Source organism: Enterobacter cloacae complex sp.6700776, from assembly GCF_048284255.1.
Taxonomy (GTDB): domain Bacteria; phylum Pseudomonadota; class Gammaproteobacteria; order Enterobacterales; family Enterobacteriaceae; genus Enterobacter; species Enterobacter intestinihominis.
The window spans coordinates 269,254-291,386 of the sequence record NZ_JBLVYK010000006.1; the positions used below are offsets into that span (position 1 = coordinate 269,254).

Annotated in this window: 23 protein-coding genes; 15 read left to right on the plus strand and 8 right to left on the minus strand. The window is 54.5% G+C overall.

Features of this window, described 5'->3' with window-relative positions; genetic code table 11:
* Positions 1–77: 77 nt before the first annotated feature.
* The 11 genes from skp (at position 78) to tilS (ending at position 13,221) form a co-directional block, all read left to right on the plus strand.
* On the plus strand, positions 78–572 hold the full coding sequence (skp, locus tag ACNQ0T_RS12400; RefSeq protein ID WP_006810039.1) for a molecular chaperone Skp: 495 nt from the start codon (positions 78–80) through the stop codon (positions 570–572).
* A gap of 3 nt (positions 573–575) precedes the next feature.
* Complete coding sequence (lpxD, locus tag ACNQ0T_RS12405) at positions 576–1,601, plus strand: UDP-3-O-(3-hydroxymyristoyl)glucosamine N-acyltransferase (RefSeq protein ID WP_022647110.1); 1,026 nt, start codon at positions 576–578, stop codon at positions 1,599–1,601.
* A 104-nt stretch (positions 1,602–1,705) separates the two neighbouring features.
* On the plus strand, positions 1,706–2,161 hold the full coding sequence (gene fabZ / locus ACNQ0T_RS12410; protein ID WP_003856165.1) for a 3-hydroxyacyl-ACP dehydratase FabZ: 456 nt from the start codon (positions 1,706–1,708) through the stop codon (positions 2,159–2,161).
* 3 nt (positions 2,162–2,164) lie between these two features.
* Positions 2,165–2,953, plus strand: coding sequence for an acyl-ACP--UDP-N-acetylglucosamine O-acyltransferase (lpxA, locus tag ACNQ0T_RS12415; protein WP_003856164.1), 789 nt, complete (start codon positions 2,165–2,167; stop codon positions 2,951–2,953).
* The gene (gene lpxB / locus ACNQ0T_RS12420; protein WP_193132243.1) at positions 2,953–4,098 is read left to right on the plus strand and encodes a lipid-A-disaccharide synthase; all 1,146 of its coding nucleotides are present in this window, start codon (positions 2,953–2,955) and stop codon (positions 4,096–4,098) included. The genes lpxA and lpxB overlap by 1 nt, the downstream gene beginning before the upstream one ends.
* The gene (rnhB, locus tag ACNQ0T_RS12425) at positions 4,098–4,694 is read left to right on the plus strand and encodes a ribonuclease HII (protein WP_193132242.1); all 597 of its coding nucleotides are present in this window, start codon (positions 4,098–4,100) and stop codon (positions 4,692–4,694) included. The genes lpxB and rnhB overlap by 1 nt, the downstream gene beginning before the upstream one ends.
* 38 nt (positions 4,695–4,732) lie before the next feature.
* Entirely contained in the window at positions 4,733–8,215 is a 3,483-nt protein-coding gene (gene dnaE, locus ACNQ0T_RS12430) for a DNA polymerase III subunit alpha (RefSeq protein WP_193132241.1), read from the plus strand.
* Positions 8,216–8,227: 12 nt separating this feature from the next.
* Entirely contained in the window at positions 8,228–9,187 is a 960-nt protein-coding gene (accA, locus tag ACNQ0T_RS12435) for an acetyl-CoA carboxylase carboxyl transferase subunit alpha (RefSeq protein ID WP_003856154.1), read from the plus strand.
* A 100-nt stretch (positions 9,188–9,287) separates the two neighbouring features.
* Entirely contained in the window at positions 9,288–11,420 is a 2,133-nt protein-coding gene (locus ACNQ0T_RS12440; RefSeq protein WP_193132240.1) for a lysine decarboxylase LdcC, read from the plus strand.
* 66 nt (positions 11,421–11,486) lie between these two features.
* Positions 11,487–11,876, plus strand: coding sequence for a VOC family protein (locus ACNQ0T_RS12445; RefSeq protein ID WP_022647115.1), 390 nt, complete (start codon positions 11,487–11,489; stop codon positions 11,874–11,876).
* 58 nt (positions 11,877–11,934) lie between these two features.
* Positions 11,935–13,221, plus strand: coding sequence for a tRNA lysidine(34) synthetase TilS (tilS, locus tag ACNQ0T_RS12450; protein ID WP_105323027.1), 1,287 nt, complete (start codon positions 11,935–11,937; stop codon positions 13,219–13,221).
* Between the two features lie 26 nt (positions 13,222–13,247).
* Here the strand turns inward: tilS and rof are convergent, their stop codons facing one another.
* Together rof and ACNQ0T_RS12460 are read right to left on the minus strand one after the other, a co-directional pair.
* Positions 13,248–13,508 carry a Rho-binding antiterminator gene (gene rof / locus ACNQ0T_RS12455; protein WP_023305471.1) on the minus strand — a complete coding sequence of 87 codons (261 nt, stop codon included), beginning with the start codon at positions 13,506–13,508 and terminating at the stop codon, positions 13,248–13,250.
* Entirely contained in the window at positions 13,495–13,695 is a 201-nt protein-coding gene (locus ACNQ0T_RS12460; protein ID WP_003856146.1) for a YaeP family protein, read from the minus strand. Before ACNQ0T_RS12460 ends, rof begins: the two co-directional genes overlap by 14 nt.
* Positions 13,696–13,890: 195 nt before the next feature.
* On the opposite strand from ACNQ0T_RS12460, the gene ACNQ0T_RS12465 reads away from it, so the two are divergent.
* The 3 genes from ACNQ0T_RS12465 to nlpE are packed head-to-tail and all read left to right on the plus strand — an operon-like array spanning position 13,891 to position 15,587.
* Positions 13,891–14,436: a YaeQ family protein gene (locus ACNQ0T_RS12465; protein ID WP_048965726.1), complete on the plus strand. Its 546-nt coding sequence runs from the start codon at positions 13,891–13,893 to the stop codon at positions 14,434–14,436.
* Entirely contained in the window at positions 14,433–14,849 is a 417-nt protein-coding gene (gene arfB, locus ACNQ0T_RS12470; RefSeq protein WP_022647119.1) for an alternative ribosome rescue aminoacyl-tRNA hydrolase ArfB, read from the plus strand. The genes ACNQ0T_RS12465 and arfB overlap by 4 nt, the downstream gene beginning before the upstream one ends.
* Positions 14,850–14,888: 39 nt before the next feature.
* A complete protein-coding gene (gene nlpE, locus ACNQ0T_RS12475) occupies positions 14,889–15,587 on the plus strand; it encodes an envelope stress response activation lipoprotein NlpE (protein ID WP_006810026.1) in 699 nt (232 codons plus the stop codon).
* A gap of 46 nt (positions 15,588–15,633) precedes the next feature.
* Here the strand turns inward: nlpE and proS are convergent, their stop codons facing one another.
* The 6 genes from proS to metN form a co-directional block, all read right to left on the minus strand.
* On the minus strand, positions 15,634–17,352 hold the full coding sequence (proS, locus tag ACNQ0T_RS12480) for a proline--tRNA ligase (RefSeq protein ID WP_023305473.1): 1,719 nt from the start codon (positions 17,350–17,352) through the stop codon (positions 15,634–15,636).
* Positions 17,353–17,464: 112 nt separating this feature from the next.
* Positions 17,465–18,172 carry a tRNA (N6-threonylcarbamoyladenosine(37)-N6)-methyltransferase TrmO gene (tsaA, locus tag ACNQ0T_RS12485; protein WP_023299375.1) on the minus strand — a complete coding sequence of 236 codons (708 nt, stop codon included), beginning with the start codon at positions 18,170–18,172 and terminating at the stop codon, positions 17,465–17,467.
* On the minus strand, positions 18,169–18,573 hold the full coding sequence (gene rcsF, locus ACNQ0T_RS12490) for an Rcs stress response system protein RcsF (RefSeq protein ID WP_003856133.1): 405 nt from the start codon (positions 18,571–18,573) through the stop codon (positions 18,169–18,171). Before rcsF ends, tsaA begins: the two co-directional genes overlap by 4 nt.
* Before the next feature lie 106 nt (positions 18,574–18,679).
* A complete protein-coding gene (gene metQ, locus ACNQ0T_RS12495) occupies positions 18,680–19,495 on the minus strand; it encodes a methionine ABC transporter substrate-binding lipoprotein MetQ (protein ID WP_006810023.1) in 816 nt (271 codons plus the stop codon).
* A 40-nt stretch (positions 19,496–19,535) separates the two neighbouring features.
* Positions 19,536–20,189 (minus strand): methionine ABC transporter permease MetI, encoded by a 654-nt coding sequence (locus ACNQ0T_RS12500; protein WP_003856130.1) that lies wholly within the window; start codon positions 20,187–20,189, stop codon positions 19,536–19,538.
* The gene (gene metN, locus ACNQ0T_RS12505; protein WP_032625582.1) at positions 20,182–21,213 is read right to left on the minus strand and encodes a methionine ABC transporter ATP-binding protein MetN; all 1,032 of its coding nucleotides are present in this window, start codon (positions 21,211–21,213) and stop codon (positions 20,182–20,184) included. Before metN ends, ACNQ0T_RS12500 begins: the two co-directional genes overlap by 8 nt.
* A gap of 188 nt (positions 21,214–21,401) precedes the next feature.
* On the opposite strand from metN, the gene gmhB reads away from it, so the two are divergent.
* Positions 21,402–21,968: a D-glycero-beta-D-manno-heptose 1,7-bisphosphate 7-phosphatase gene (gmhB, locus tag ACNQ0T_RS12510; protein ID WP_048965728.1), complete on the plus strand. Its 567-nt coding sequence runs from the start codon at positions 21,402–21,404 to the stop codon at positions 21,966–21,968.
* Positions 21,969–22,133 lie beyond the last annotated feature (165 nt).

Consider the following 22,133-nt stretch of genomic DNA (forward strand, 5'->3'; position numbering starts at 1 on the left):
GCGATCGGTAAAACGGTCGCCTTGCCACGCAAAGAACGGCACCCCTCGGGTGCCAATGGGATGGTAAGGAGTTAATTGTGAAAAAGTGGTTATTAGCTGCAGGTCTCGGTTTAGCGATGGCAACTTCTGCTCAGGCAGCGGACAAAATTGCAATCGTCAACATGGGTAATTTGTTCCAGCAGGTTGCACAGAAAACGGGCGTTTCTGCAACGCTGGAAAACGAATTCAAAGGCCGTGCGAGCGAACTGCAACGTATGGAAGGTGATCTTCAGTCCAAGATGCAGCGTTTACAGCGTGATGGTTCTACCATGAAAGCGAGCGAGCGCAGCAAACTGGAAAAAGATGTCATGTCTCAGCGCCAGACCTTCTCTCAGAAAGCGCAGGCTTTCGAGCAGGATCGTCAGCGTCGTTCTAACGAAGAGCGTGGCAAGCTGGTGACGCGTATTCAGTCTGCCGTTAAAGCAGTAGCAGCCGATCAGAGCATCGATCTGGTTGTTGATGCGAACGCCGTTGCATTCAACAGCAGCGATGTTAAAGACATCACCGCTGATGTTCTGAAACAGGTTAAATAAGTAATGCCTTCAATTCGACTGGCTGATTTAGCTCAGCAGTTGGATGCAGAATTACACGGTGATGGCGATATCGTCATCACCGCTGTTGCGTCCATGCAATCTGCTAAAGCAGGCACTATTACCTTCATGGTAAGCCCTAAGTACCGTGAACACCTGGCTCAGTGCCAGGCGTCTGCCGTTGTTCTGACGCAGGACGATCTTCCGTTTGCCACTAACGCTGCACTGGTAGTGAAAAATCCCTACCTGACCTATGCACGCATGGCCCAAATTCTTGATACCACGCCGCAGCCGGCGCAGAACATTGCAGCCAGCGCTGCGATTGATCCAACGGCTCAGCTGGGTAACAACGTGGCAGTCGGCGCAAACGCCGTTATCGAATCCGGCGTTGTGCTGGGTGATAACGTGGTGATTGGGCCAGGCTGCTTTGTTGGAAAAAATACGAAAATTGGCGCAGGGACTCGTCTGTGGGCCAATGTTTCTGTCTACCATGAGGTTGAGATTGGCGAGAATTGCCTCGTACAGTCCAGCACGGTGATTGGTTCTGACGGATTCGGTTACGCCAACGATCGGGGTAACTGGGTTAAGATCCCGCAGCTGGGTCGCGTGATTATCGGCGATCGCGTTGAGATCGGCGCTTGCACAACCATTGACCGTGGTGCACTTGACGACACCATTATTGGTAACGGTGTTATCATAGACAACCAGTGCCAGATTGCACATAACGTTGTGATTGGCGACAATACCGCAGTTGCGGGTGGTGTTATCATGGCAGGCAGCCTGAAAATAGGCCGTTACTGCATGATAGGCGGTGCCAGCGTGATCAATGGCCATATGGAAATATGCGACAAAGTCACGGTGACGGGGATGGGTATGGTGATGCGTCCCATCACTGAGCCCGGCGTTTATTCCTCCGGTATCCCGCTGCAACCGAACAAGGTATGGCGTAAAACAGCTGCACTGGTGATGAATATTGATGATATGAGCAAGCGACTCAAAGCGATTGAGCGCAAAATCGATCAACAAGACTAAGCGTTCATCCGTTTAACGCTAAATTTCCCGGCCTGTCGGCTTTGTTTATAAACCGGCAGGCCGTGTTATTATTGCTACTTAGTACATTTGACAGGAAGAGTATTTTGACTACTGACACTCATACTCTGCATATTGAAGAGATTTTAGAACTTCTGCCGCACCGCTACCCGTTTTTACTGGTAGACCGTGTGCTGGATTTTGAAGAAGGTCGTTTTCTGCGCGCAGTGAAAAATGTCTCCGTTAACGAGCCGTTCTTCCAGGGGCACTTCCCTGGTAAACCTATCTTCCCGGGTGTGTTGATCCTGGAAGCGATGGCACAGGCTACCGGTATTCTGGCGTTTAAAAGCGTAGGTAAACTGGAGCCGGGTGAACTCTATTACTTCGCGGGTATCGATGAAGCGCGCTTCAAGCGTCCGGTCGTGCCTGGTGATCAAATGATCATGGAAGTCACTTTTGAAAAAACGCGTCGCGGCCTGACTCGCTTCAAAGGCGTAGCTATGGTTGACGGCAAAGTTGTTTGCGAAGCGACAATGATGTGTGCGCGTAGCCGGGAGGCCTGATACGTGATTGATAAATCCGCCTTTATTCATCCTACCGCCATTGTGGAAACGGGTGCCATCATTGGCGCAAACGTCCACATTGGCCCGTTTTGTATTGTTGGACCCCATGTCGAAATTGGTGAGGGTACAGTACTGAAATCTCACGTTGTCGTGAATGGTCATACCACCATTGGCTGCAACAATGAGATCTATCAGTTCGCCTCCATCGGCGAAGTTAACCAGGATCTTAAGTATGCTGGCGAACCGACCCGCGTGGAAATCGGCGATCGTAACCGCATTCGCGAAAGCGTCACCATTCATCGTGGTACAACGCAAGGCGGTGGATTGACGAAGGTGGGCAGCGACAACCTGTTTATGGTTAATGCGCATATTGCGCACGACTGTACCGTGGGTAGCCGCTGTATTCTCGCCAACAACGCAACGCTGGCGGGGCACGTATCGGTCGATGATTTCGCAATTATTGGCGGCATGACCGCAGTCCATCAGTTCTGCATCATCGGTGCACACGTGATGGTCGGCGGGTGCTCCGGTGTGGCGCAGGACGTCCCACCGTTTGTGATTGCGCAGGGCAACCATGCCACGCCGTTTGGCGTGAACATTGAAGGCCTTAAGCGTCGTGGCTTTAGCCGCGAAGCGATTACCGCGATCCGCAATGCGTACAAATTGCTGTACCGTAGCGGTAAAACGCTGGAAGAGGCGAAGCCGGAAATTGCCGAGCTGGCGAATAAGCACCCTGAAGTGAAAACGTTCATGGAATTCTTTGAACGTTCAACCCGTGGTCTGATTCGTTAATGGTCGACAGTCGTCCGCTTACTATCGCCCTGGTCGCCGGAGAAACCTCCGGCGATATTCTTGGTGCAGGTCTTATCCGCGCGCTTAAAGCCCGTGTACCCAATGCCCGCTTTGTGGGCGTGGCTGGGCCGCTGATGCAGGCCGAAGGCTGTGAAGCCTGGTATGAAATGGAAGAGCTGGCTGTGATGGGCATCGTCGAGGTGCTGGGCCGCCTGCGTCGCCTGCTGCATATTCGCGCCGATCTTACCCGCCGCTTTACCGACCTCAAGCCCGATGTCTTTGTCGGCATTGATGCACCTGATTTCAATATTACCCTTGAAGGGAACCTGAAAAAGCAGGGGATCAAAACTATCCATTACGTCAGCCCGTCCGTGTGGGCGTGGCGACAGAAACGCGTTTTCAAAATCGGACGGTCCACCAATCTGGTGCTGGCTTTTCTGCCTTTCGAAAAAGCGTTTTACGACAGGTTTAATGTCCCGTGCCGTTTTATCGGTCATACCATGGCGGATGCCATGCCGCTGGACCCTGATAAAAATGCGGCGCGTGACGAACTGGGCATCCCGCATGATGTGCACTGTCTGGCGCTGCTGCCAGGGAGCCGGGGTGCGGAAGTTGAAATGCTCAGTGCCGATTTCCTGAAAACGGCGCAAATTCTCCGCAAGACGTACCCAGACCTTGAAGTGGTCGTGCCGCTGGTGAATGCCAAACGCCGCGAGCAGTTTGAGCGTATAAAAGCCGAGGTTGCCCCGGATCTTCACGTCCGCCTGCTGGACGGGAGAGGACGGCAAGCCATGTTTGCGAGCGATGCCGCACTGCTGGCTTCCGGCACGGCTGCGCTGGAGTGTATGCTGGCAAAATGCCCAATGGTGGTCGGTTATCGCATGAAACCATTTACCTTCTGGCTGGCAAAACGTCTGGTAAAAACAGACTACGTATCCCTGCCAAACCTGCTTGCAGGTCGCGAGCTGGTGAAAGAACTCTTGCAGGATGAATGCCAGCCGCAGGCACTGGCTGATGCATTACTGCCGCTGCTGGCCAACGGTAAAACCAGCCACCAGATGCATGATACTTTCCGTGAACTGCATCAACTGATCCGCTGTAATGCTGATGAGCAGGCGGCCGATGCGGTGCTGGAGTTAGCATAATGATGGAATTTATTTATCCCCATACCCACCTCGTTGCCGGTGTGGATGAAGTCGGTCGTGGTCCGTTAGTGGGTGCCGTTGTGACCGCGGCGGTGATCCTCGATCCAGCCCGCCCGATCCCTGGCCTGAACGACTCGAAAAAACTGAGCGAAAAGCGCCGCCTGGCGCTGTTCGATGAAATTAAAGAGAAGGCGCTGGCCTGGAGTCTCGGGCGCGCAGAGCCGGATGAGATCGACGATCTGAACATTCTGCACGCCACCATGCTGGCGATGCAGCGTGCCGTTGCTGGCCTGAAGATTGTGCCTGAGTATGTGCTGATCGACGGTAACCGTTGCCCGACGCTGCCGATGCCTTCAATGGCTGTTGTTAAAGGCGATAGCCGCGTCGCGGAAATCAGTGCGGCGTCAATCATTGCCAAAGTGACGCGCGATGCCGAAATGGCCGCGCTGGACCTCACTTTTCCCGTGTATGGTTTCGCCCAGCACAAGGGATATCCAACGGCTTTCCATCTGGAAAAGCTGGCTGAACATGGCGCAACTGAACATCATCGGCGCAGCTTTGGCCCGGTGAAACGCGCGCTGGGACTGGTGTCCTGAATCAAGACGCAAGCAATTAAGTAACGCGGGATCTGAAGATGGCTGAACCACGTTTCGTACACCTGCGGGTGCATAGCGACTACTCCATGATCGATGGGCTGGCAAAGACCGGGCCGCTGGTAAAGAAGGCGGCCTCGCTTGGCATGCCTGCGCTGGCGATCACCGATTTTACCAACCTGTGTGGCCTGGTGAAGTTCTACGGAACGGCGCATGGCGCAGGATTAAAGCCCATCGTCGGCGCGGATTTCCACGTGCAGAGCGACCTGCTCGGCGATGAGATGACGCAAATTTCCGTGTTAGCCATGAATAACACGGGCTATCAGAACCTCACTCTGCTGATCTCAAAAGCCTACCAGCGCGGCTACGGCGCGCTGGGTCCATGGATTGACCGCGACTGGCTGGCGGAGCTGAACGAAGGTCTGCTGCTGATCTCCGGTGGTCGTATGGGGGATGTCGGCAAATGTCTGCTGCGCGGGAACAACGCGCTGGTGGATCAGTGCGTCTCGTTCTACGAAGAGCATTTCCCGGATCGCTATTACCTGGAGCTAATCCGTACCGGGCGTGCAGACGAAGAGAGCTATCTGCATGCGGCCGTCGCCCTGGCGGAAGCGCGTGGCCTGCCTGTAGTGGCCACCAACGATGTGCGCTTTCTTGAGCCGGGCGATTTTGACGCGCATGAAATTCGCGTCGCTATCCACGACGGCTTCACCCTCGACGATCCGAAACGTCCTCGCAACTACTCATCGCAGCAGTACATGCGCAGCGAAGAGGACATGTGTGAGCTCTTCTCCGACATCCCGGAAGCGCTGGAAAATAGTGTAGAGATTGCCAAGCGCTGCAACGTCACCGTGCGTCTCGGCGAATATTTCCTGCCGCAGTTCCCGACGGGCGACATGACCACGGAAGATTTCCTGGTCATGAAATCGAAAGAGGGCCTTGAAGAGCGTCTGGAATTCCTCTTCCCGGATGAAGCGGTCCGTAAAGAGAAGCGTCCTGAATATGACGAGCGTCTGGATATTGAACTCCAGGTGATCAACCAGATGGGGTTCCCTGGCTACTTCCTGATCGTAATGGAGTTCATCCAGTGGTCGAAGGATAACGGCGTACCGGTTGGCCCGGGCCGTGGTTCAGGTGCCGGCTCGCTGGTGGCGTATGCGCTGAAAATCACCGACCTCGATCCGCTGGAATTCGACCTGCTGTTCGAACGTTTCCTCAACCCGGAACGTGTCTCCATGCCCGACTTTGACGTCGACTTCTGCATGGAAAAACGCGACCAGGTGATTGAGCACGTGGCCGATATGTACGGTCGTGATGCGGTTTCACAGATCATTACCTTCGGTACGATGGCGGCGAAAGCGGTTATCCGCGATGTGGGCCGCGTTCTGGGCCACCCCTACGGTTTTGTCGATCGAATCTCTAAGCTGGTGCCGCCCGATCCGGGCATGACCCTGGCGAAAGCCTTTGAAGCTGAACCTCAGCTGCCGGAAATCTACGAAGCCGACGAAGAGGTGAAAGCGCTGATCGACATGGCGCGCAAGCTGGAGGGCGTCACGCGTAACGCCGGTAAGCATGCGGGGGGCGTGGTTATTGCCCCGACCAAAATCACCGACTTCGCGCCGCTGTACTGCGATGAAGCGGGCCAGCATCCGGTCACCCAGTTCGACAAGAACGACGTTGAATACGCCGGGCTTGTGAAGTTCGACTTCCTTGGTTTGCGTACGCTGACCATCATCAACTGGGCGCTGGAGATGATCAACGCCCGCCGTGAGAAGAACGGCGAGCCGCCGCTGGATATTGCGGCTATCCCGCTTGATGACAAGAAAAGTTTCGACATGCTGCAACGCTCCGAGACGACAGCCGTCTTCCAGCTTGAATCCCGCGGCATGAAAGATTTGATTAAGCGTCTGCAACCAGACTGCTTCGAAGATATGATCGCGCTGGTGGCCCTGTTCCGTCCGGGCCCGTTGCAGTCGGGGATGGTAGATAACTTTATCGACCGTAAGCACGGGCGCGAAGAGATTTCCTATCCGGATGTGCAGTGGCAGCATGAAAGCCTGAAGCCGGTACTGGAGCCAACCTACGGCATCATCCTGTATCAGGAACAGGTCATGCAGATCGCCCAGGTGCTTTCTGGTTACACCCTTGGCGGCGCAGATATGTTGCGTCGTGCGATGGGTAAGAAAAAGCCGGAAGAGATGGCCAAGCAGCGTTCCATCTTTGAAGATGGGGCGAAGAAAAACGGCGTCGATGGCGAACTGGCGATGAAAATCTTCGACCTGGTGGAAAAATTCGCCGGGTACGGATTTAACAAATCCCACTCCGCCGCCTATGCTTTGGTTTCGTATCAGACGCTGTGGCTGAAGGCTCACTATCCCGCTGAGTTTATGGCGGCGGTAATGACCGCCGATATGGACAACACCGAAAAGGTGGTTGGCCTGGTGGACGAGTGCTGGCGCATGGGGCTGAAGATCCTGCCGCCGGATATTAACTCGGGCCTGTACCATTTCCACGTCAACGATGACGGGGAAATCGTCTATGGGATCGGCGCGATCAAGGGCGTGGGTGAGGGGCCGATCGAGGCGATCATCGAAGCGCGTAACAACGGCGGCTATTTCCGCGAGCTGTTCGACCTGTGCGCCCGCACCGATACCAAAAAACTGAACCGGCGCGTGCTGGAAAAACTGATCATGTCCGGTGCGTTTGACCGGCTGGGGCCACACCGCGCCGCGCTGATGAACTCGCTCGGCGATGCGCTGAAAGCGGCCGATCAGCATGCTAAAGCGGAAGCCATTGGTCAGGCGGATATGTTCGGTGTGCTGGCGGAAGAGCCAGAGCAGATCGAGCAGTCCTATTCCAACTGCCAGCCGTGGCCAGAACAGGTGGTGCTGGATGGGGAGCGTGAGACGTTAGGCCTGTACCTGACGGGACACCCGATCAACCAATATCTGAAAGAAATTGAGCGCTATGTCGGCGGCCACAGGCTTAAAGACATGCATCCGACAGAACGTGGTAAAATCACCACGGCTGCGGGGCTCGTGATTGCTGCAAGGGTAATGGTCACCAAGCGCGGCAATCGTATCGGCATCTGTACCCTGGATGACCGTTCCGGGCGTCTGGAGGTGATGTTGTTCACCGACGCGCTGGATAAATACCAGCAATTGCTGGAAAAAGACCGCATACTTATCGTCAGCGGACAGGTCAGCTTTGATGACTTCAGCGGGGGGCTTAAAATGACCGCCCGCGAAGTGATGGACATTGACGAAGCCCGGGAAAAATATGCTCGCGGGCTTGCTATCTCGCTGACGGACAGGCAAATTGATGACCAGCTTTTAAACCGACTCCGTCAGTCTCTGGAACCCCACCGCTCGGGGACCATTCCAGTACATCTCTACTATCAGAGGGCGGATGCACGTGCGCGGTTGCGCTTTGGTGCAACGTGGCGTGTCTCTCCGAGCGATCGTTTACTGAACGATCTCCGTGGCCTCATTGGTTCGGAGCAGGTGGAACTGGAGTTTGACTAATACAGGAATACTATGAGTCTGAATTTCCTTGATTTCGAACAGCCGATTGCAGAGCTGGAAGCGAAAATCGATTCTCTGACAGCCGTAAGCCGTCAGGATGAAAAACTGGATATTAACATCGACGAAGAAGTGCATCGTCTGCGTGAAAAAAGCGTAGAACTGACGCGCAAAATCTTTGCCGATCTCGGCGCATGGCAGATCGCCCAGCTGGCGCGTCATCCACAGCGTCCGTACACCCTGGATTATGTCCGCCTGGCGTTTGACGAATTTGACGAACTGGCAGGCGACCGCGCATACGCTGACGATAAAGCTATCGTCGGCGGTATCGCGCGTCTTGATGGACGTCCGGTGATGATCATTGGTCACCAGAAAGGCCGTGAAACCAAAGAGAAGATCCGTCGTAACTTCGGTATGCCAGCACCAGAAGGCTACCGTAAGGCCCTGCGTCTGATGGAGATGGCTGAGCGTTTCAATATGCCAATCATCACCTTCATCGACACACCGGGTGCTTACCCGGGTGTTGGCGCAGAAGAGCGCGGTCAGTCTGAAGCCATCGCACGCAACCTGCGTGAGATGTCTCGCCTGAAAGTGCCGGTCATCTGTACCGTTATCGGTGAAGGTGGTTCCGGCGGTGCGCTGGCAATTGGCGTGGGCGATAAAGTGAATATGCTGCAGTACAGCACCTATTCCGTTATCTCTCCGGAAGGCTGTGCCTCCATTCTGTGGAAAAGTGCCGATAAAGCGCCGCTGGCTGCGGAAGCGATGGGCATCATTGCCCCACGTCTGAAAGAGCTGAAGCTGATCGACACCGTTATCCCTGAACCGCTGGGTGGCGCGCACCGTAAGCCGGAAGTGATGGCTGCTTCCCTGAAAGCGCAGCTGCTGGCAGACCTGGCTGATCTGGACGTGCTGAGCACAGAAGATCTGCTCAACCGTCGTTATCAGCGTCTGATGACCTACGGTTACGCGTAAGCCTCACAATTATCCTAAAAGCCGCACATTGTTGCGGCTTTTTTTATACCTGCCGTTTACCTTAACTATGCTTATCTGATGTTTTTCAAGGAGGTAAACCATGAACATCATTGCCATCATGGGGCCACACGGCGTCTTTTATAAAGACGAACCCATCAAGGAGCTGGAGCAAGCCCTTAAAGCACGCGGATATCAGCTAATCTGGCCGCAAAACAGCGCCGACCTGCTGAAATTCATCGAACACAATCCGCGTATATGTGGCGTGATATTCGACTGGGACGAATACGACATGGAGTTGTGCAGCGAGATCAATAAGCTCAACGAATATCTTCCGCTGTACGCCTTTATCAACACTCACTCGACCATGGACGTCAGCGCCCACGATATGCGTATGGCGCTGTGGTTCTTCGAATACTCACTCGGCGTTGCCGAGGACATTGCGACCCGCATTCAGCAGTACACCGGCGAATACCTTGATAACATCACCCCGCCGTTAACGCGTGCGCTGTTCACCTATGTGAATGAAGGGAAGTACACCTTCTGTACGCCAGGCCACATGGCGGGAACGGCCTATCAAAAAAGCCCGGTAGGGTGCCTGTTCTACGATTTCTTTGGCGGCAATACGCTGAAGGCGGACGTGTCGATTTCAGTGACCGAGCTGGGCTCGCTGCTGGATCATACCGGCCCGCATCTGGAAGCCGAAGAGTACATCGCCCGGACCTTTGGTGCCGAGCAGAGCTACATGGTGACCAACGGAACCTCGACATCGAACAAGATCGTCGGCATGTATGCCGCGCCTGCCGGTAGCACCCTGCTGATTGACCGGAACTGCCATAAATCACTGGCGCATTTGCTGATGATGAGTGACGTCGTGCCGCTCTGGCTGTCTCCCACGCGTAATGCGCTGGGGATCCTCGGCGGCATTCCTCGCCGTGAGTTCGCGCATGAAGCCATTGAAAATAAGATCGCGGCGATCCCCGAGGCAAGCTGGCCTGTGCATGCGGTGATCACCAACTCCACCTATGACGGGCTGCTTTACAACACGAACTGGATCAAGCAGACGCTGGACGTGCCGTCGATTCACTTTGACTCCGCGTGGGTGCCTTACACCAATTTCCACCCGATTTACTCGGGTAAAAGTGGGATGAGCGGCGAGCGGGTGCCGGGCAAGGTGTTCTTCGAGACGCAGTCGACGCACAAAATGCTGGCCGCGTTTTCCCAGGCGTCTCTCATTCACATCAAGGGTGAGTACGACGAGGACACCTTCAACGAAGCCTTCATGATGCACACGACCACGTCGCCCAGCTACCCGCTTGTGGCGTCCATCGAAACGGCGGCGGCGATGCTGCGCGGTAATCCCGGGAAACGCCTTATTAATCGTTCGGTGGAGCGGGCGCTGCATTTCCGAAAAGAGGTTCAGCGACTTAAAGATGAAGCGGACGGCTGGTTCTTTGATATCTGGCAGCCGGAAGAGATTGATGAGGCAGAATGCTGGCCCGTCGCGCCGGGGGAGAGCTGGCACGGTTTTCGGGATGCTGATGCGGACCACATGTTCCTTGATCCGGTTAAGGTGACGATCCTGACGCCGGGTATGGATGAGCAGGGTGTGATGGGTGAGGAAGGGATCCCGGCTGCGCTGGTGGCGAAGTTCCTTGATGAGCGCGGCGTGGTGGTGGAGAAAACCGGCCCCTATAATTTGCTGTTCCTGTTCAGTATCGGGATCGATAAAACCCGCGCGATGGGGCTGCTGCGCGGACTGATGGAGTTTAAGCGCGCATACGATCTTAACCTGCGGGTGAAGAATATGCTGCCGGATCTCTACGCGGAAGATCCTGACTTCTACCGCAATATGCGTATTCAGGATCTGGCCCAGGGGATCCACAGGCTGATCCGCCAGCACGATCTGCCGCGCCTGATGCTGCAGGCATTTGATGTTCTGCCTGAAATGAAGCTGACGCCGCACAGGGCGTGGCAGCGCCAGGTGAAAGGGGAGGTTGAAACCATTGAGCTGGAGAACCTGGTCGGGCGGGTATCAGCCAACATGATCCTGCCTTATCCGCCGGGCGTACCGCTGCTGATGCCGGGCGAGATGATCACCGAGGAGAGCCGGGCGGTGCTCGATTTCCTGCTGATGCTCTGTTCGATAGGGCGCCACTATCCGGGCTTTGAGACGGATATTCACGGTGCGAAACGCGATGATAACGGCGTGTACTGGGTGAGAGTCCTAAAATAAAAGGGGCCGCTTGCCAGGGGCGGGTTGTCGGTTGTAACGTTCAGGGCACCATAAAAAGGAGAAACTATGCTGGGTTTAAAAGCTGTTCATCATATTGCGATCATTGCCACCGATTACGCGAAAAGTAAGGCCTTTTACTGCGACATTCTCGGCTTTACGCTGTTGAGCGAGGCCTACCGCGAGGAGCGCGATTCCTGGAAAGGCGATCTGGCGTTAAACGGACAATATGTGATTGAACTGTTCTCTTTTCCTTTCCCGCCAGCGCGTCCTTCGCGCCCGGAAGCCTGCGGCCTGCGCCACCTGGCCTTCAGCGTCGATAACCTGGACAGCGCGGTAAAGCATCTGGAAGCCCACGGCGTGGCCTGTGAAGCAATTCGCATCGATCCCTTCACCGATAAACGTTTCACTTTTTTCAACGATCCGGACGGTCTGCCGCTGGAGCTTTATCAGCAGTAATCGCCGTCATGTGTGATAATGCCCGTTCAGTTCGGGCATTTTTTATGTGTAATTTCCTATGACCTTACCCGCTATCGCGCACGCCGTTTCACCCTACCGCCAGCTGCTGGTGGGGTTCAGCGGTGGCCTGGATTCCACCGTTTTGCTGCACCGTCTTAAGCTCTGGCGCGACCGTGAGCCTGACGTCCAGCTGCGGGCGATGCATATCCATCACGGCTTAAGCCCCCATGCCGACGACTGGGTGGCGCACTGCGAAGCGGTGTGCTCAGGGTGGGCGATCCCGCTAATCGTTGAACGCGTCACGCTTGAGGATGAAGGGCTGGGTATTGAGGCGCAGGCGCGCAAAGCCCGCTACGCCGCGTTTTCCGGCGCGTTACAGCCTGGAGAAGCGTTGGTCACCGCGCAGCATCTGGACGACCAGTGCGAGACGTTTTTACTGGCGCTCAAGCGGGGCAGCGGGCCTGCGGGTTTATCCGCCATGCCTGAGCGTGCTGGTTTTGCTGAAACAGAGCTCATCCGCCCGCTACTGGGTGAGACGCGCGCATCACTGGAAGCCTGGGCGCAGCAACATCATCTGCGCTGGATTGAAGACGAAAGCAATCAGGACGACAGTTACGACCGTAACTTCCTGCGCCTGCGCGTCTTACCGCTGCTGAGTGAGCGCTGGGCCCATTTTTCCGAAGCGGTGGCCAGAAGTGCCATGCTTTGTGCTGAACAGGAAAGCTTGCTGGATGAGTTGCTGAGCGGGGAGCTGAATACGCTGACTACCGCTGACGGTGCCCTTAACATTGCGCCGTTGAAAGTGATGAGCCCCGTGCGTCGGGCTGCTCTGATTCGTCGCTGGCTGGCTTCCCACCGTGCGGTTATGCCGTCCCGGGCGATGCTCAACCGTATCTGGGAAGAAGTTGCACAGGCGCGGGAAGATGCCGCACCGTGTATACGCCTGAATGGTTATGACGTCAGGCGCTATAAAGAGCAACTCTGGTGGGTGAAATCTGTGCCGTCGCTGGCTGACGTTGTGCTTGACTGGCCGTCGCCGGAAAAAGCATTAACGCTACCGTTGAATGCCGGTGTCGTTGCGTTAAGCCATTCGGGCAATGTGCGTCTACCTGAGCCGGACGAGAACGTCACCATACGCTTCAGGGCCAGCGGCATGCTGCATATCGTTGGGCGTAACGGCGGGCGTAAACTGAAGAAAATCTGGCAGGAACAGAACGTTCCGCCCTGGCGACGTGATACCACGCCGCTTCTGTTTTACGGCGACACGCTCATCGCGGCGGCAGGTGTGTTTATTACCCAGGAAGGGTGGGCTGAAGCGGGTGTCAATTTTGAATGGAAAGCGTAACGGGCAGCCTGGCTGCCCGTTGGTTATCAGGATTCGCTCACCACGACGGTGCCGATTTCCGGATGGCTGAAACTGGCAATTTTGTCGAGGCGTAGCTCACGCGTTGCACCTGCATCTTCCACAACCAGGTATTCCACATTTTTACGGGAAACCAGATCGCTGGCCTTTGCCTTTAGCACTTCGCCATCTTTTAGCTCCAGCGTCAGTATTAAATGATGCTGGCAGGCGAGTTCGAGGTTGTCATAGTCATCACAATTGATGGGTTGATAGATATCATTCATCGACATAATCGCTCACCAGTAAATTCGCCGCAGCATACGCTGCTTTTTCCCTGACCGATTCAGAAAGGCTCTCATCAGAGGCCACTTCATTCAGCACGTTCAATACACAGCCCAACGCATCCGGGATGTACCCCAGATCTCCGCTGGCAATTTCCGCATACCGTCTGCGAATCAACTCACAATAATTATTCACATCACCTCCTGCCAGCGTACTGACTTACTGTGAGATATCATTAAGCCTACGAAGTTAAACTCGGTTTAGCAAGGTGACTATACCATACTCATTTAAGCAATATCAGCGCCTTGATAACGGGGTGCCACCACCTCGTAACAGCCTTTTGCTGCGGTTTTCGCTACAATGTACGCCTGATTCGAAAGGAGTTCTCTCATGGCGCTGAAAGCGACAATTTATAAAGCTGTGGTTAATGTGGCGGATCTTGACCGTAACCAGTTTCTGGATGCGTCATTGACGCTGGCGCGTCACCCTTCTGAAACCCAGGAGCGCATGATGCTGCGCCTGCTGGCGTGGATTAAGTATGCCGACGAGCGTCTGCAATTTACCCGTGGTTTAAGCGCGGAAGATGAACCGGAAGCCTGGCTGCGCAACGATCATCTGGGTATCGATTTATGGATTGAGCTTGGCCTGCCGGATGAACGCCGGATCAAAAAGGCGTGCACCCAGTCAGCTGAAGTGGCGTTGTTTGCCTATAACCATCGCGCGGCGGAGATCTGGTGGCAGCAAAACAAAAATAAATGTGCGCAGTTCAAAAATCTTACCGTCTGGTATCTGGATGATGAACAACTGGCACAGCTGAGCGCGTTCGCCAGCCGGACAATGGCGCTTCAGGCAACGATTCAGGACGGCGCCATCTGGCTTTCCGATTCTCAGAATAATCTGGAAATTCATCTCACGGCCTGGCAGCCCGTATCATGATTGAGTTGTCCCGAAACGTCAGCATCCCTGATCACGAGCTGGAGATCACCGCCATCCGTGCTCAGGGCGCAGGGGGGCAGCACGTTAACAAGGCCTCAACGGCTATCCATTTGCGCTTTGACATCCGGGCATCCAGCCTGCCAGAGTATTATAAAGAAAGCCTGCTCGCCGCCAGCCATCATCTGATCACCAGTGAAGGTGTGATTGTGATTAAAGCGCAGGAATATCGCAGCCAGGAAATGAACCGGGAAGCGGCACTTTCCAGACTGGCGGCGGTCATAAAAGAGCTGACGGCTGTACAAAAAAGTCGCCGGGCAACACGTCCAACGCGGGCATCGAAAGAACGTCGGTTGTCATCGAAGGCGCAGAAATCCACCGTAAAGTCACTGCGTGGCAAAGTCCGTCACCCGTAATGTGACGAAAGGGACACACTTTTTCATAAGGAATGTATTGTGAAAAAAGCATTATTATCAGCGCTGGCCGTGACAAGCCTGTTCGCGCTTTTTGGCTGTAACAACCGTTCAGAAACACAGGTACTACAGCCAACGCAAAACGAAGAATTGAAGCCGATGCAGCAGAGCTGGCGCGGCGTATTGCCATGTGCAGATTGTGAAGGCATCGAAACCTCTCTGTTCCTGCAAAAAGATGGCACCTGGGTGATGAACCAGCGCTATCAGGGGGCGAAAGAGCCGTCTTCTTTTGCAACATACGGAACATGGGCGCGTACGGCTGAAAAGCTGGTATTGACTGATACCACGGGCGATAAAACGTATTTCCGCGCCAAAGGCGAGGGGATGGAGATGCTCGATCGCGAAGGCAATCCGATTGAATCCCAGTTCAACTACACGCTGGCCCCGGTAAAAGCGACCCTGCCTGCAACCCCAATGGCGATGCGAGGGATGTATTTCTACATGGCGGATGCGGCGATCTTCACGGACTGTGCAACCGGGAAGAAAGTCAGCGTGGCGAACAATGCCCAGCTGGAGCGTGACTATGCCGTCGCGCGCGGTAACGACAGCAAACCAGTGTTGCTGACGGTTGAAGGGCATTTTACGCTGGAGCCAAACCCCGATAGCGGTGAGCTGGTGAAAACGCTGGTGGCAGATAAAGACGCGAAGTTTGCTGCGGGTAAAGACTGCGAAAGCAAATAAGTTATAGCCATTAAAAAACCCCGCACTGGCGGGGTTTTTTTGTTTCTTAGCCTTTGATGGCTTTCACCAGGTAATCAAGAATGTCGCCCGTCTTGAGCATCTGTTTTTCGCCGTTGCGACGGTACTTGTATTCAATCTCGTCGCTGTCGAGGTTACGGTCGCCGATGACGATGGTGTGTGGAATACCGATCAGTTCCATATCAGCAAACATCACGCCAGGACGCTCTTTACGGTCATCCATCAGCACGTCGATACCTTTCGCGCTCAGCTCAGCGTAGAGTTTCTCTGCCAGCTCCTGCACGCGGTAAGACTTGTGCATGTTCATTGGCAGGATCGCCACCTGGAACGGCGCGATGTTATCCGGCCAGACGATTCCGCGTTCGTCATAGTTCTGCTCGATAGCGGCCGCAACAACGCGCGTTACCCCAATGCCGTAGCAGCCCATGGTCAGAACCTGGTTACGACCATCTTCGCCCTGAACGGCAGCGTTCATTGCGCGCGAGTACTTATCGCCCAGCTGGAAGATGTGGCCTACTTCGATACCGCGTTTGATCATCAGGGTACCCTTGCCGTCCGGGCTTGGATCGCCTGCGACCACGTTACGGATGTCAGCCACTTCCGGCGTCGCCACGTCACGATCCCAGTTGATGCCGAAGTAGTGTTTACCGTCGATGTTTGCGCCCGCAGCGAAGTCGCTCATTGCCGCAACGGTGCGGTCAATGACCACAGGAACAGGCATGTTCACCGGACCCAGAGAACCAGGACCTGCATTCACCACGGCGCGGATTTCGGCTTCCGTTGCGAAGGTCAGCGGGCTGGCAACCTGCGGCAGCTTCTCGGCTTTCACTTCGTTCAGCTCGTGATCGCCACGGACCAGCAGGGCTACCAGCGGGTAAGCGCTGCCTTCAGCCGATTTCACCAGCAGGGTTTTCACGGTTTTTTCGATCGGCAGATTAAACTGTTCAACCAGCTCGGCGATGGTTTTCGCGTTTGGCGTATCAACCAGCGTCATCTCTTGCGTTGCCGCGCCGCGTGGTTCTTTTGGTGCCAGCGCTTCTGCGAACTCAATGTTGGCGGCGTAATCAGAGGAGTCAGAGAAAATTACATCGTCTTCGCCGCTCTGCGCCAGAACCTGGAATTCATGAGAGGCGCTACCGCCGATTGAACCGGTATCAGCCTGTACAGCACGGAAATCCAGCCCCATGCGGGAGAAGATTTTGCTGTAGGCCACGTACATTTTGTCGTAGGTCTCTTGCAGTGATTCCTGAGAAGTATGGAAAGAGTAGGCATCTTTCATCAGGAATTCGCGAGAGCGCATCACGCCAAAGCGTGGGCGCACTTCGTCACGGAACTTGGTCTGGATCTGGAAGAAGTTCAGCGGCAGCTGTTTGTAAGAGCTCAGCTCGTTACGGATCAGATCGGTGATCACTTCTTCATGCGTTGGGCCGAGAACGAATGGACGATCGCCACGATCGGCAATACGCAGCAGTTCAGGACCGTACTGCTCCCAGCGACCGCTCTCCTGCCACAGTTCAGAAGGCTGAACGACCGGCATTAACACCTCGATAGCACCGGCGTTGTTCATCTCTTCACGCACGATGTTTTCGACTTTTTTCAGGACGCGCACGCCGGTCGGCAGCCAGGTGTATAACCCGGAGGCCAGCTTGCGGATCATCCCGGCGCGCAGCATCAGCTGGTGGCTGATCACCTCGGCGTCGGCAGGTGTCTCCTTCAGAGTGGAGAGCAGATATTGGCTAGTACGCATGTTGTTACGGTTCCATTTCGACGATTGGAACAGGCTGAAACACCAGCCTGACACAAAAAAAGTGGTTTAGTTTACCAGTGTGGCAAAGATGCCAAAAGAGAGGAGAACAAAATTACCTGGGTTCCAGGGCAAACACTTCAAAACCTGCATCAGTTACGCGCCAGCGCACGTTAAAGTCCAGCAGCCAGACGGCGTACGTTTTTCCTGCGTCTTCCTCTTTGCGATAGGCGGGACGAGGGTCCTGCGCCAGGACTTCGACGATAAAGTCACGCAGACGAGGATAGCGCTTTTCCAGCTGGCTGATTTGCGTCGTTATTTCAGATGTGAAGTAAACCGGCATCTCTGCCTGTGGGGCGTCCTGAGCATAGCTTGCACGGGCATCCGGCAGCGCTTCGGCGAAGGGCAGGTAAGGTTTAATATCGATGACCGGCGTGCCATCAACCAGGTCAAGGCTACCTAACTCCAGGATCACCCGATCTTTCTGACAGCGTATCCCTTTCAGTTCGACCAGCGACATCCCGACTGGATTCGGTCGGAACGTTGAGCGGGTGGCAAAAACTCCCATTCTGGCATTTCCGCCCAGACGAGGAGGACGCACGGTAGGACGCCAGCCCCCTTCCATGGTCTGGTGAAACACAAACACCACCCATAAATGGCTGAATGCCTCAAGCCCGCGCACTGCGTCGGCCTGATTATACGGCGCGACAAGATGCAGCTCGCCGCCGCCGTTAAGGACCAGTCCCGGCTGACGCGGCACGGCGAACTTTTCTTTATAAGGGGAGCGGATAACGCCTATCGGCTCGAACTGAAATGAACTCATTTCGCCGTGATGTTAAGCGCAGAACCGATACATACCGCCTGACGGTAGCAGCCCGGCGTACCACTGGTGACCTCGCAACTGTGCAGCAGCACCGCGTTGGCTTTCATTTTCGACGCGTTGATTTGCATACGCTTGCGGGCTGTTGGGATATTTGGAGGGGAGTCCTGATTCGTTGCCTGGCAGGATTCGCCGCTCACTTCGCCCAGTTCACGGAATGGCTTACCGACCAGCTCGTCGGCTTTAGTAATAATACGTACCGGCGCAGCGCGAGGCGCTTTCGGTTTTGCTGGCTCCGCTTTTGGCGGGGTTGCAGTGCTTTGAACGGGTTCAACAGGAGATCTGCTTAGCATAGAACAGCCGCTCAGCATCAGTGCTAAAAGACAGATCGGTAAAGCACGCATAATAGTTCCTCAGTGGATAATCAAAACGTCAGATATTGAAGCAGTTGACCGCACAAATGACAAGACGGGCAAATGCCCGTCTTGATGATATTACACTGAGGTGAGATTACCAGCCTTTAACCGCGCCGCCGTTAAACACCTTATTGGCTTCCTGGTAAACTTCTTCAGACTGATATGCCTGCAGGAATTTCTTCACGTTTTCCGCGTCCTTGTTGTCTTCGCGAGTCACGATCAGGTTGACGTACGGGGAATCTTTGTCTTCAACAAAGATGCCATCTTTCGCAGGGGTCAAACCGATCTGGCTGGCGTAAGTGGTGTTGATAACGGCCAGCGCGATCTGTGCATCGTCCAGAGAACGTGGCAGCTGAGGGGCTTCCAGCTCAACAATTTTCAGATTTTTCGGGTTTTCGGTCACGTCCAGAACGGTCGGCAACAGGCCAACGCCTTCTTTCAGTTTAATCAGGCCCACTTTCTGGAGCAGAAGCAGCGAACGGCCAAGGTTGGTTGGGTCGTTAGGGACGGCAACCTGTGAACCCGGCTGGAGTTCATCCAGAGATTTAATTTTCTTGGAATAACCGGCAATCGGGTAAACGAAGGTGTTACCGACAGCAACCAGCTTGTAGCCGCGATCTTTGATCTGTTGATCCAGGTACGGTTTATGCTGGAAGGCGTTAGCGTCAATGTCGCCTTTGCTCAGCGCTTCGTTCGGCAGAACGTAATCGTTGAAGGTCACCAGCTCAACGTCCAGGCCATATTTTTCTTTCGCGATTTTCTGCGCGGCCTCAGCAACCTGCTGCTCTGCACCGACGATAACGCCTACTTTGATGTGGTTCGGATCTTTTTCGTCCTGACCGCAACCCACCAGTGCCAGCGAACCAATCAGTGCGCCTACTGCTGCAAAGGTCTTAAATTTAAACGCCATGTTATATCCTTAACTCGTCGAGTTTGTGTTGTTTGTAACGTTATTTATGCGTAACAGCCCGGACGATACGATCGCCAGAGAATTGGATTAAGTAAACCAGCACAACCAGCAATACCAGAACGGTATTCATTACGGTAGCGTTATAGCCAATATAGCCGTACTGATATCCAATCTGGCCTAAACCGCCAGCACCCACGGCGCCACCCATCGCGGAATAACCGACCAGGGTGATAAGCGTGATGGTTGCTGCATTCACCAGCCCAGGCAGCGCCTCAGGCAGCAGAACTTTGCGAACGATCTGCATTGGCGTCGCACCCATAGCGCGGGAAGCTTCAATCAGGCCTGTTGGGATTTCCAGCAGGGCGTTTTCCACCATACGGGCGATAAACGGCGCGGCGCCTACGGTTAGCGGGACAATTGCCGCCTGCAAACCAATCGACGTCCCGACAATAACGCGTGTAAACGGAATCATCCACACCAGCAGGATAATAAACGGTATAGAACGGAAAATGTTCACCAGCGCAGAGAGCGTGCGATACAGCTTCGCGTTTTCAATAATTTGACCCGGGCGCGTGACGTACAGCAGTACGCCGACCGGCAGCCCAATCACAAAACCAAAAAAGCCCGATACGAAGGTCATTGCCAGCGTTTCCCAAACGCCGCGAACCAGTAGCCACATCATCGGCTCAGACATAACCCAGCACCTCTACTTTTACGTGATGTTCTTGCAGCCAGGCAATTGCCGCCTGGGTTTCTTCCTGTGTGCCGTGCATTTCCGTCAGCATAATGCCGAACTTCACGCCACCGGCGTAGTCCATCTGCGCGCTAATAATGTTGTTATTCACGTTAAAGCGACGCGCGGTTTCGGACAGCAGCGGTGCGTCAACGGACTGGCCCGTGAACTCCATGCGCAGCATCGGGACGCTGTCAGGCGTTGCGTCTGCTTTTAAACGTTCCAGATAATCTTCCGGAATATCCAGATGCAGTGTGGACTGAATGAACTGCTGAGCCAGAGGCGTTTTCGGGTGCGAGAAGACTTCGCTGACCGTGTCCTGCTCAATCAGCTCACCGTTGCTGATGACGGCGACGCAGTCACAGATACGCTTCACCACGTCCATTTCGTGCGTAATAAGGAGGATAGTCAGGCCCAGACGACGGTTAATGTCTTTCAGCAGTTCCAGGATAGAACGCGTGGTGGCCGGATCTAACGCGCTGGTGGCTTCATCACACAGCAGCACTTTTGGGTTGCTTGCCAGCGCGCGAGCGATTGCTACACGCTGCTTTTGCCCGCCGGAGAGGTTGGCCGGGTAGCTGTCATGCTTATCACCCAGCCCAACCAGATCCAGCAGTTCGGTGACGCGTCGCGTAACCTCTTCTTTTGGTGTGCTATCCAGCTCCAGCGGTAACGCCACGTTTCCAAAAACCGTGCGTGAGGCCAGCAGGTTAAAGTGCTGGAAAATCATGCCAATCTGGCGACGCGCTTTGGTGAGTTCTTTTTCTGAGAGAGCGGTAAGCTCCTGGCCGCCAACTTCTACGCTGCCCTGGGTCGGGCGCTCAAGCAGGTTAACACACCGGATCAGCGTACTTTTACCCGCACCCGATGCGCCAATGACGCCATAAATCTGACCAGCAGGCACATGCAGGCTGACGTTGTTCAGCGCCTGAATGGTTCGGTTCCCCTGCTGGAACACTTTGGTGATATTGGAAAGTTTAATCATTAGATTATTTTTATCGTATGTAAGTTAGCCGTGGCATTTTCTTCTGCCAGATACGGGGAATGACCGTAAACAAAATGGATGTTAAGGCATCCAGACGTCTAAATCAATCCACCTCTGTGCGATGAGCACTTTATTGCGCTGCGATTCATGAGATACTAGCTGAACAAGCCTTTTTCAGGAGCAAACCGGTGGCAAAATCTGTACCCGCAATTTTTCTCGATCGTGACGGCACAATTAATGTGGATCACGGTTACGTCCATGAGATTGATGAGTTCGAATTTATCGAGGGCGTAATAGATGCCATGCGCCAGCTGAAAGAGATGGGCTATGCGCTGGTGGTGGTAACTAATCAGTCCGGTATCGCCCGGGGTAAATTCTCCGAAGCGCAGTTCGAGACGCTGACGGAATGGATGGACTGGTCTCTGGCCGATCGTGGCGTCGATCTTGATGGCATCTATTATTGTCCGCATCATCCACAGGGAACAGTAGAAGCGTATCGTCAGACATGTGATTGCCGTAAGCCACACCCGGGCATGTTTATCTCTGCACAGGAATTCCTGCACATTGATATGGCCGCGTCTTTTATGGTGGGCGATAAACTGGAGGATATGCAGGCAGCGGCGGCGGCGGGTGTGGGAACCAAAGTATTAGTGCGGACCGGTAAACCAGTCACCCCAGAAGCAGAAAATGCAGCTGACTGGGTGATAACTAGTCTGGCAGATCTGCCAAAAGAGATTAAAAAGCACCAAAAATAGACGTTTTGGTGAAAAGGTGAGCGGTTGAAATAAAAATGCATTTTTCCGCTTGTCATTCCTCGGCGGCTCCCTATAATGCGCCTCCATCGACACGGCGGATGTGAATCACTTCACAGACAACCCGGTCGGTTGAAGAGAAAAAATCCTGAAATAACGGGTTGACTC

Bases quoted from the DNA above. Each gene is read 5' to 3' on its own strand.
- lpxD (WP_022647110.1), top strand. From the start codon at position 576: ATGCCTTCAATTCGACTGGCTGATTTAGCTCAGCAGTTGGATGCAGAA.
- lpxB (WP_193132243.1), top strand. From the start codon at position 2,953: ATGGTCGACAGTCGTCCGCTTACTATCGCCCTGGTCGCCGGAGAAACC.
- rnhB (WP_193132242.1), top strand. From the start codon at position 4,098: ATGATGGAATTTATTTATCCCCATACCCACCTCGTTGCCGGTGTGGAT.
- dnaE (WP_193132241.1), top strand. From the start codon at position 4,733: ATGGCTGAACCACGTTTCGTACACCTGCGGGTGCATAGCGACTACTCC.
- accA (WP_003856154.1), top strand. From the start codon at position 8,228: ATGAGTCTGAATTTCCTTGATTTCGAACAGCCGATTGCAGAGCTGGAA.
- ACNQ0T_RS12440 (WP_193132240.1), top strand. From the start codon at position 9,288: ATGAACATCATTGCCATCATGGGGCCACACGGCGTCTTTTATAAAGAC.
- ACNQ0T_RS12445 (WP_022647115.1), top strand. From the start codon at position 11,487: ATGCTGGGTTTAAAAGCTGTTCATCATATTGCGATCATTGCCACCGAT.
- tilS (WP_105323027.1), top strand. From the start codon at position 11,935: ATGACCTTACCCGCTATCGCGCACGCCGTTTCACCCTACCGCCAGCTG.
- rof (WP_023305471.1), bottom strand. From the start codon at position 13,508: ATGTCGATGAATGATATCTATCAACCCATCAATTGTGATGACTATGAC.
- ACNQ0T_RS12465 (WP_048965726.1), top strand. From the start codon at position 13,891: ATGGCGCTGAAAGCGACAATTTATAAAGCTGTGGTTAATGTGGCGGAT.
- arfB (WP_022647119.1), top strand. From the start codon at position 14,433: ATGATTGAGTTGTCCCGAAACGTCAGCATCCCTGATCACGAGCTGGAG.
- proS (WP_023305473.1), bottom strand. From the start codon at position 17,352: ATGCGTACTAGCCAATATCTGCTCTCCACTCTGAAGGAGACACCTGCC.
- tsaA (WP_023299375.1), bottom strand. From the start codon at position 18,172: ATGAGTTCATTTCAGTTCGAGCCGATAGGCGTTATCCGCTCCCCTTAT.
- rcsF (WP_003856133.1), bottom strand. From the start codon at position 18,573: ATGCGTGCTTTACCGATCTGTCTTTTAGCACTGATGCTGAGCGGCTGT.
- metQ (WP_006810023.1), bottom strand. From the start codon at position 19,495: ATGGCGTTTAAATTTAAGACCTTTGCAGCAGTAGGCGCACTGATTGGT.
- ACNQ0T_RS12500 (WP_003856130.1), bottom strand. From the start codon at position 20,189: ATGTCTGAGCCGATGATGTGGCTACTGGTTCGCGGCGTTTGGGAAACG.
- metN (WP_032625582.1), bottom strand. From the start codon at position 21,213: ATGATTAAACTTTCCAATATCACCAAAGTGTTCCAGCAGGGGAACCGA.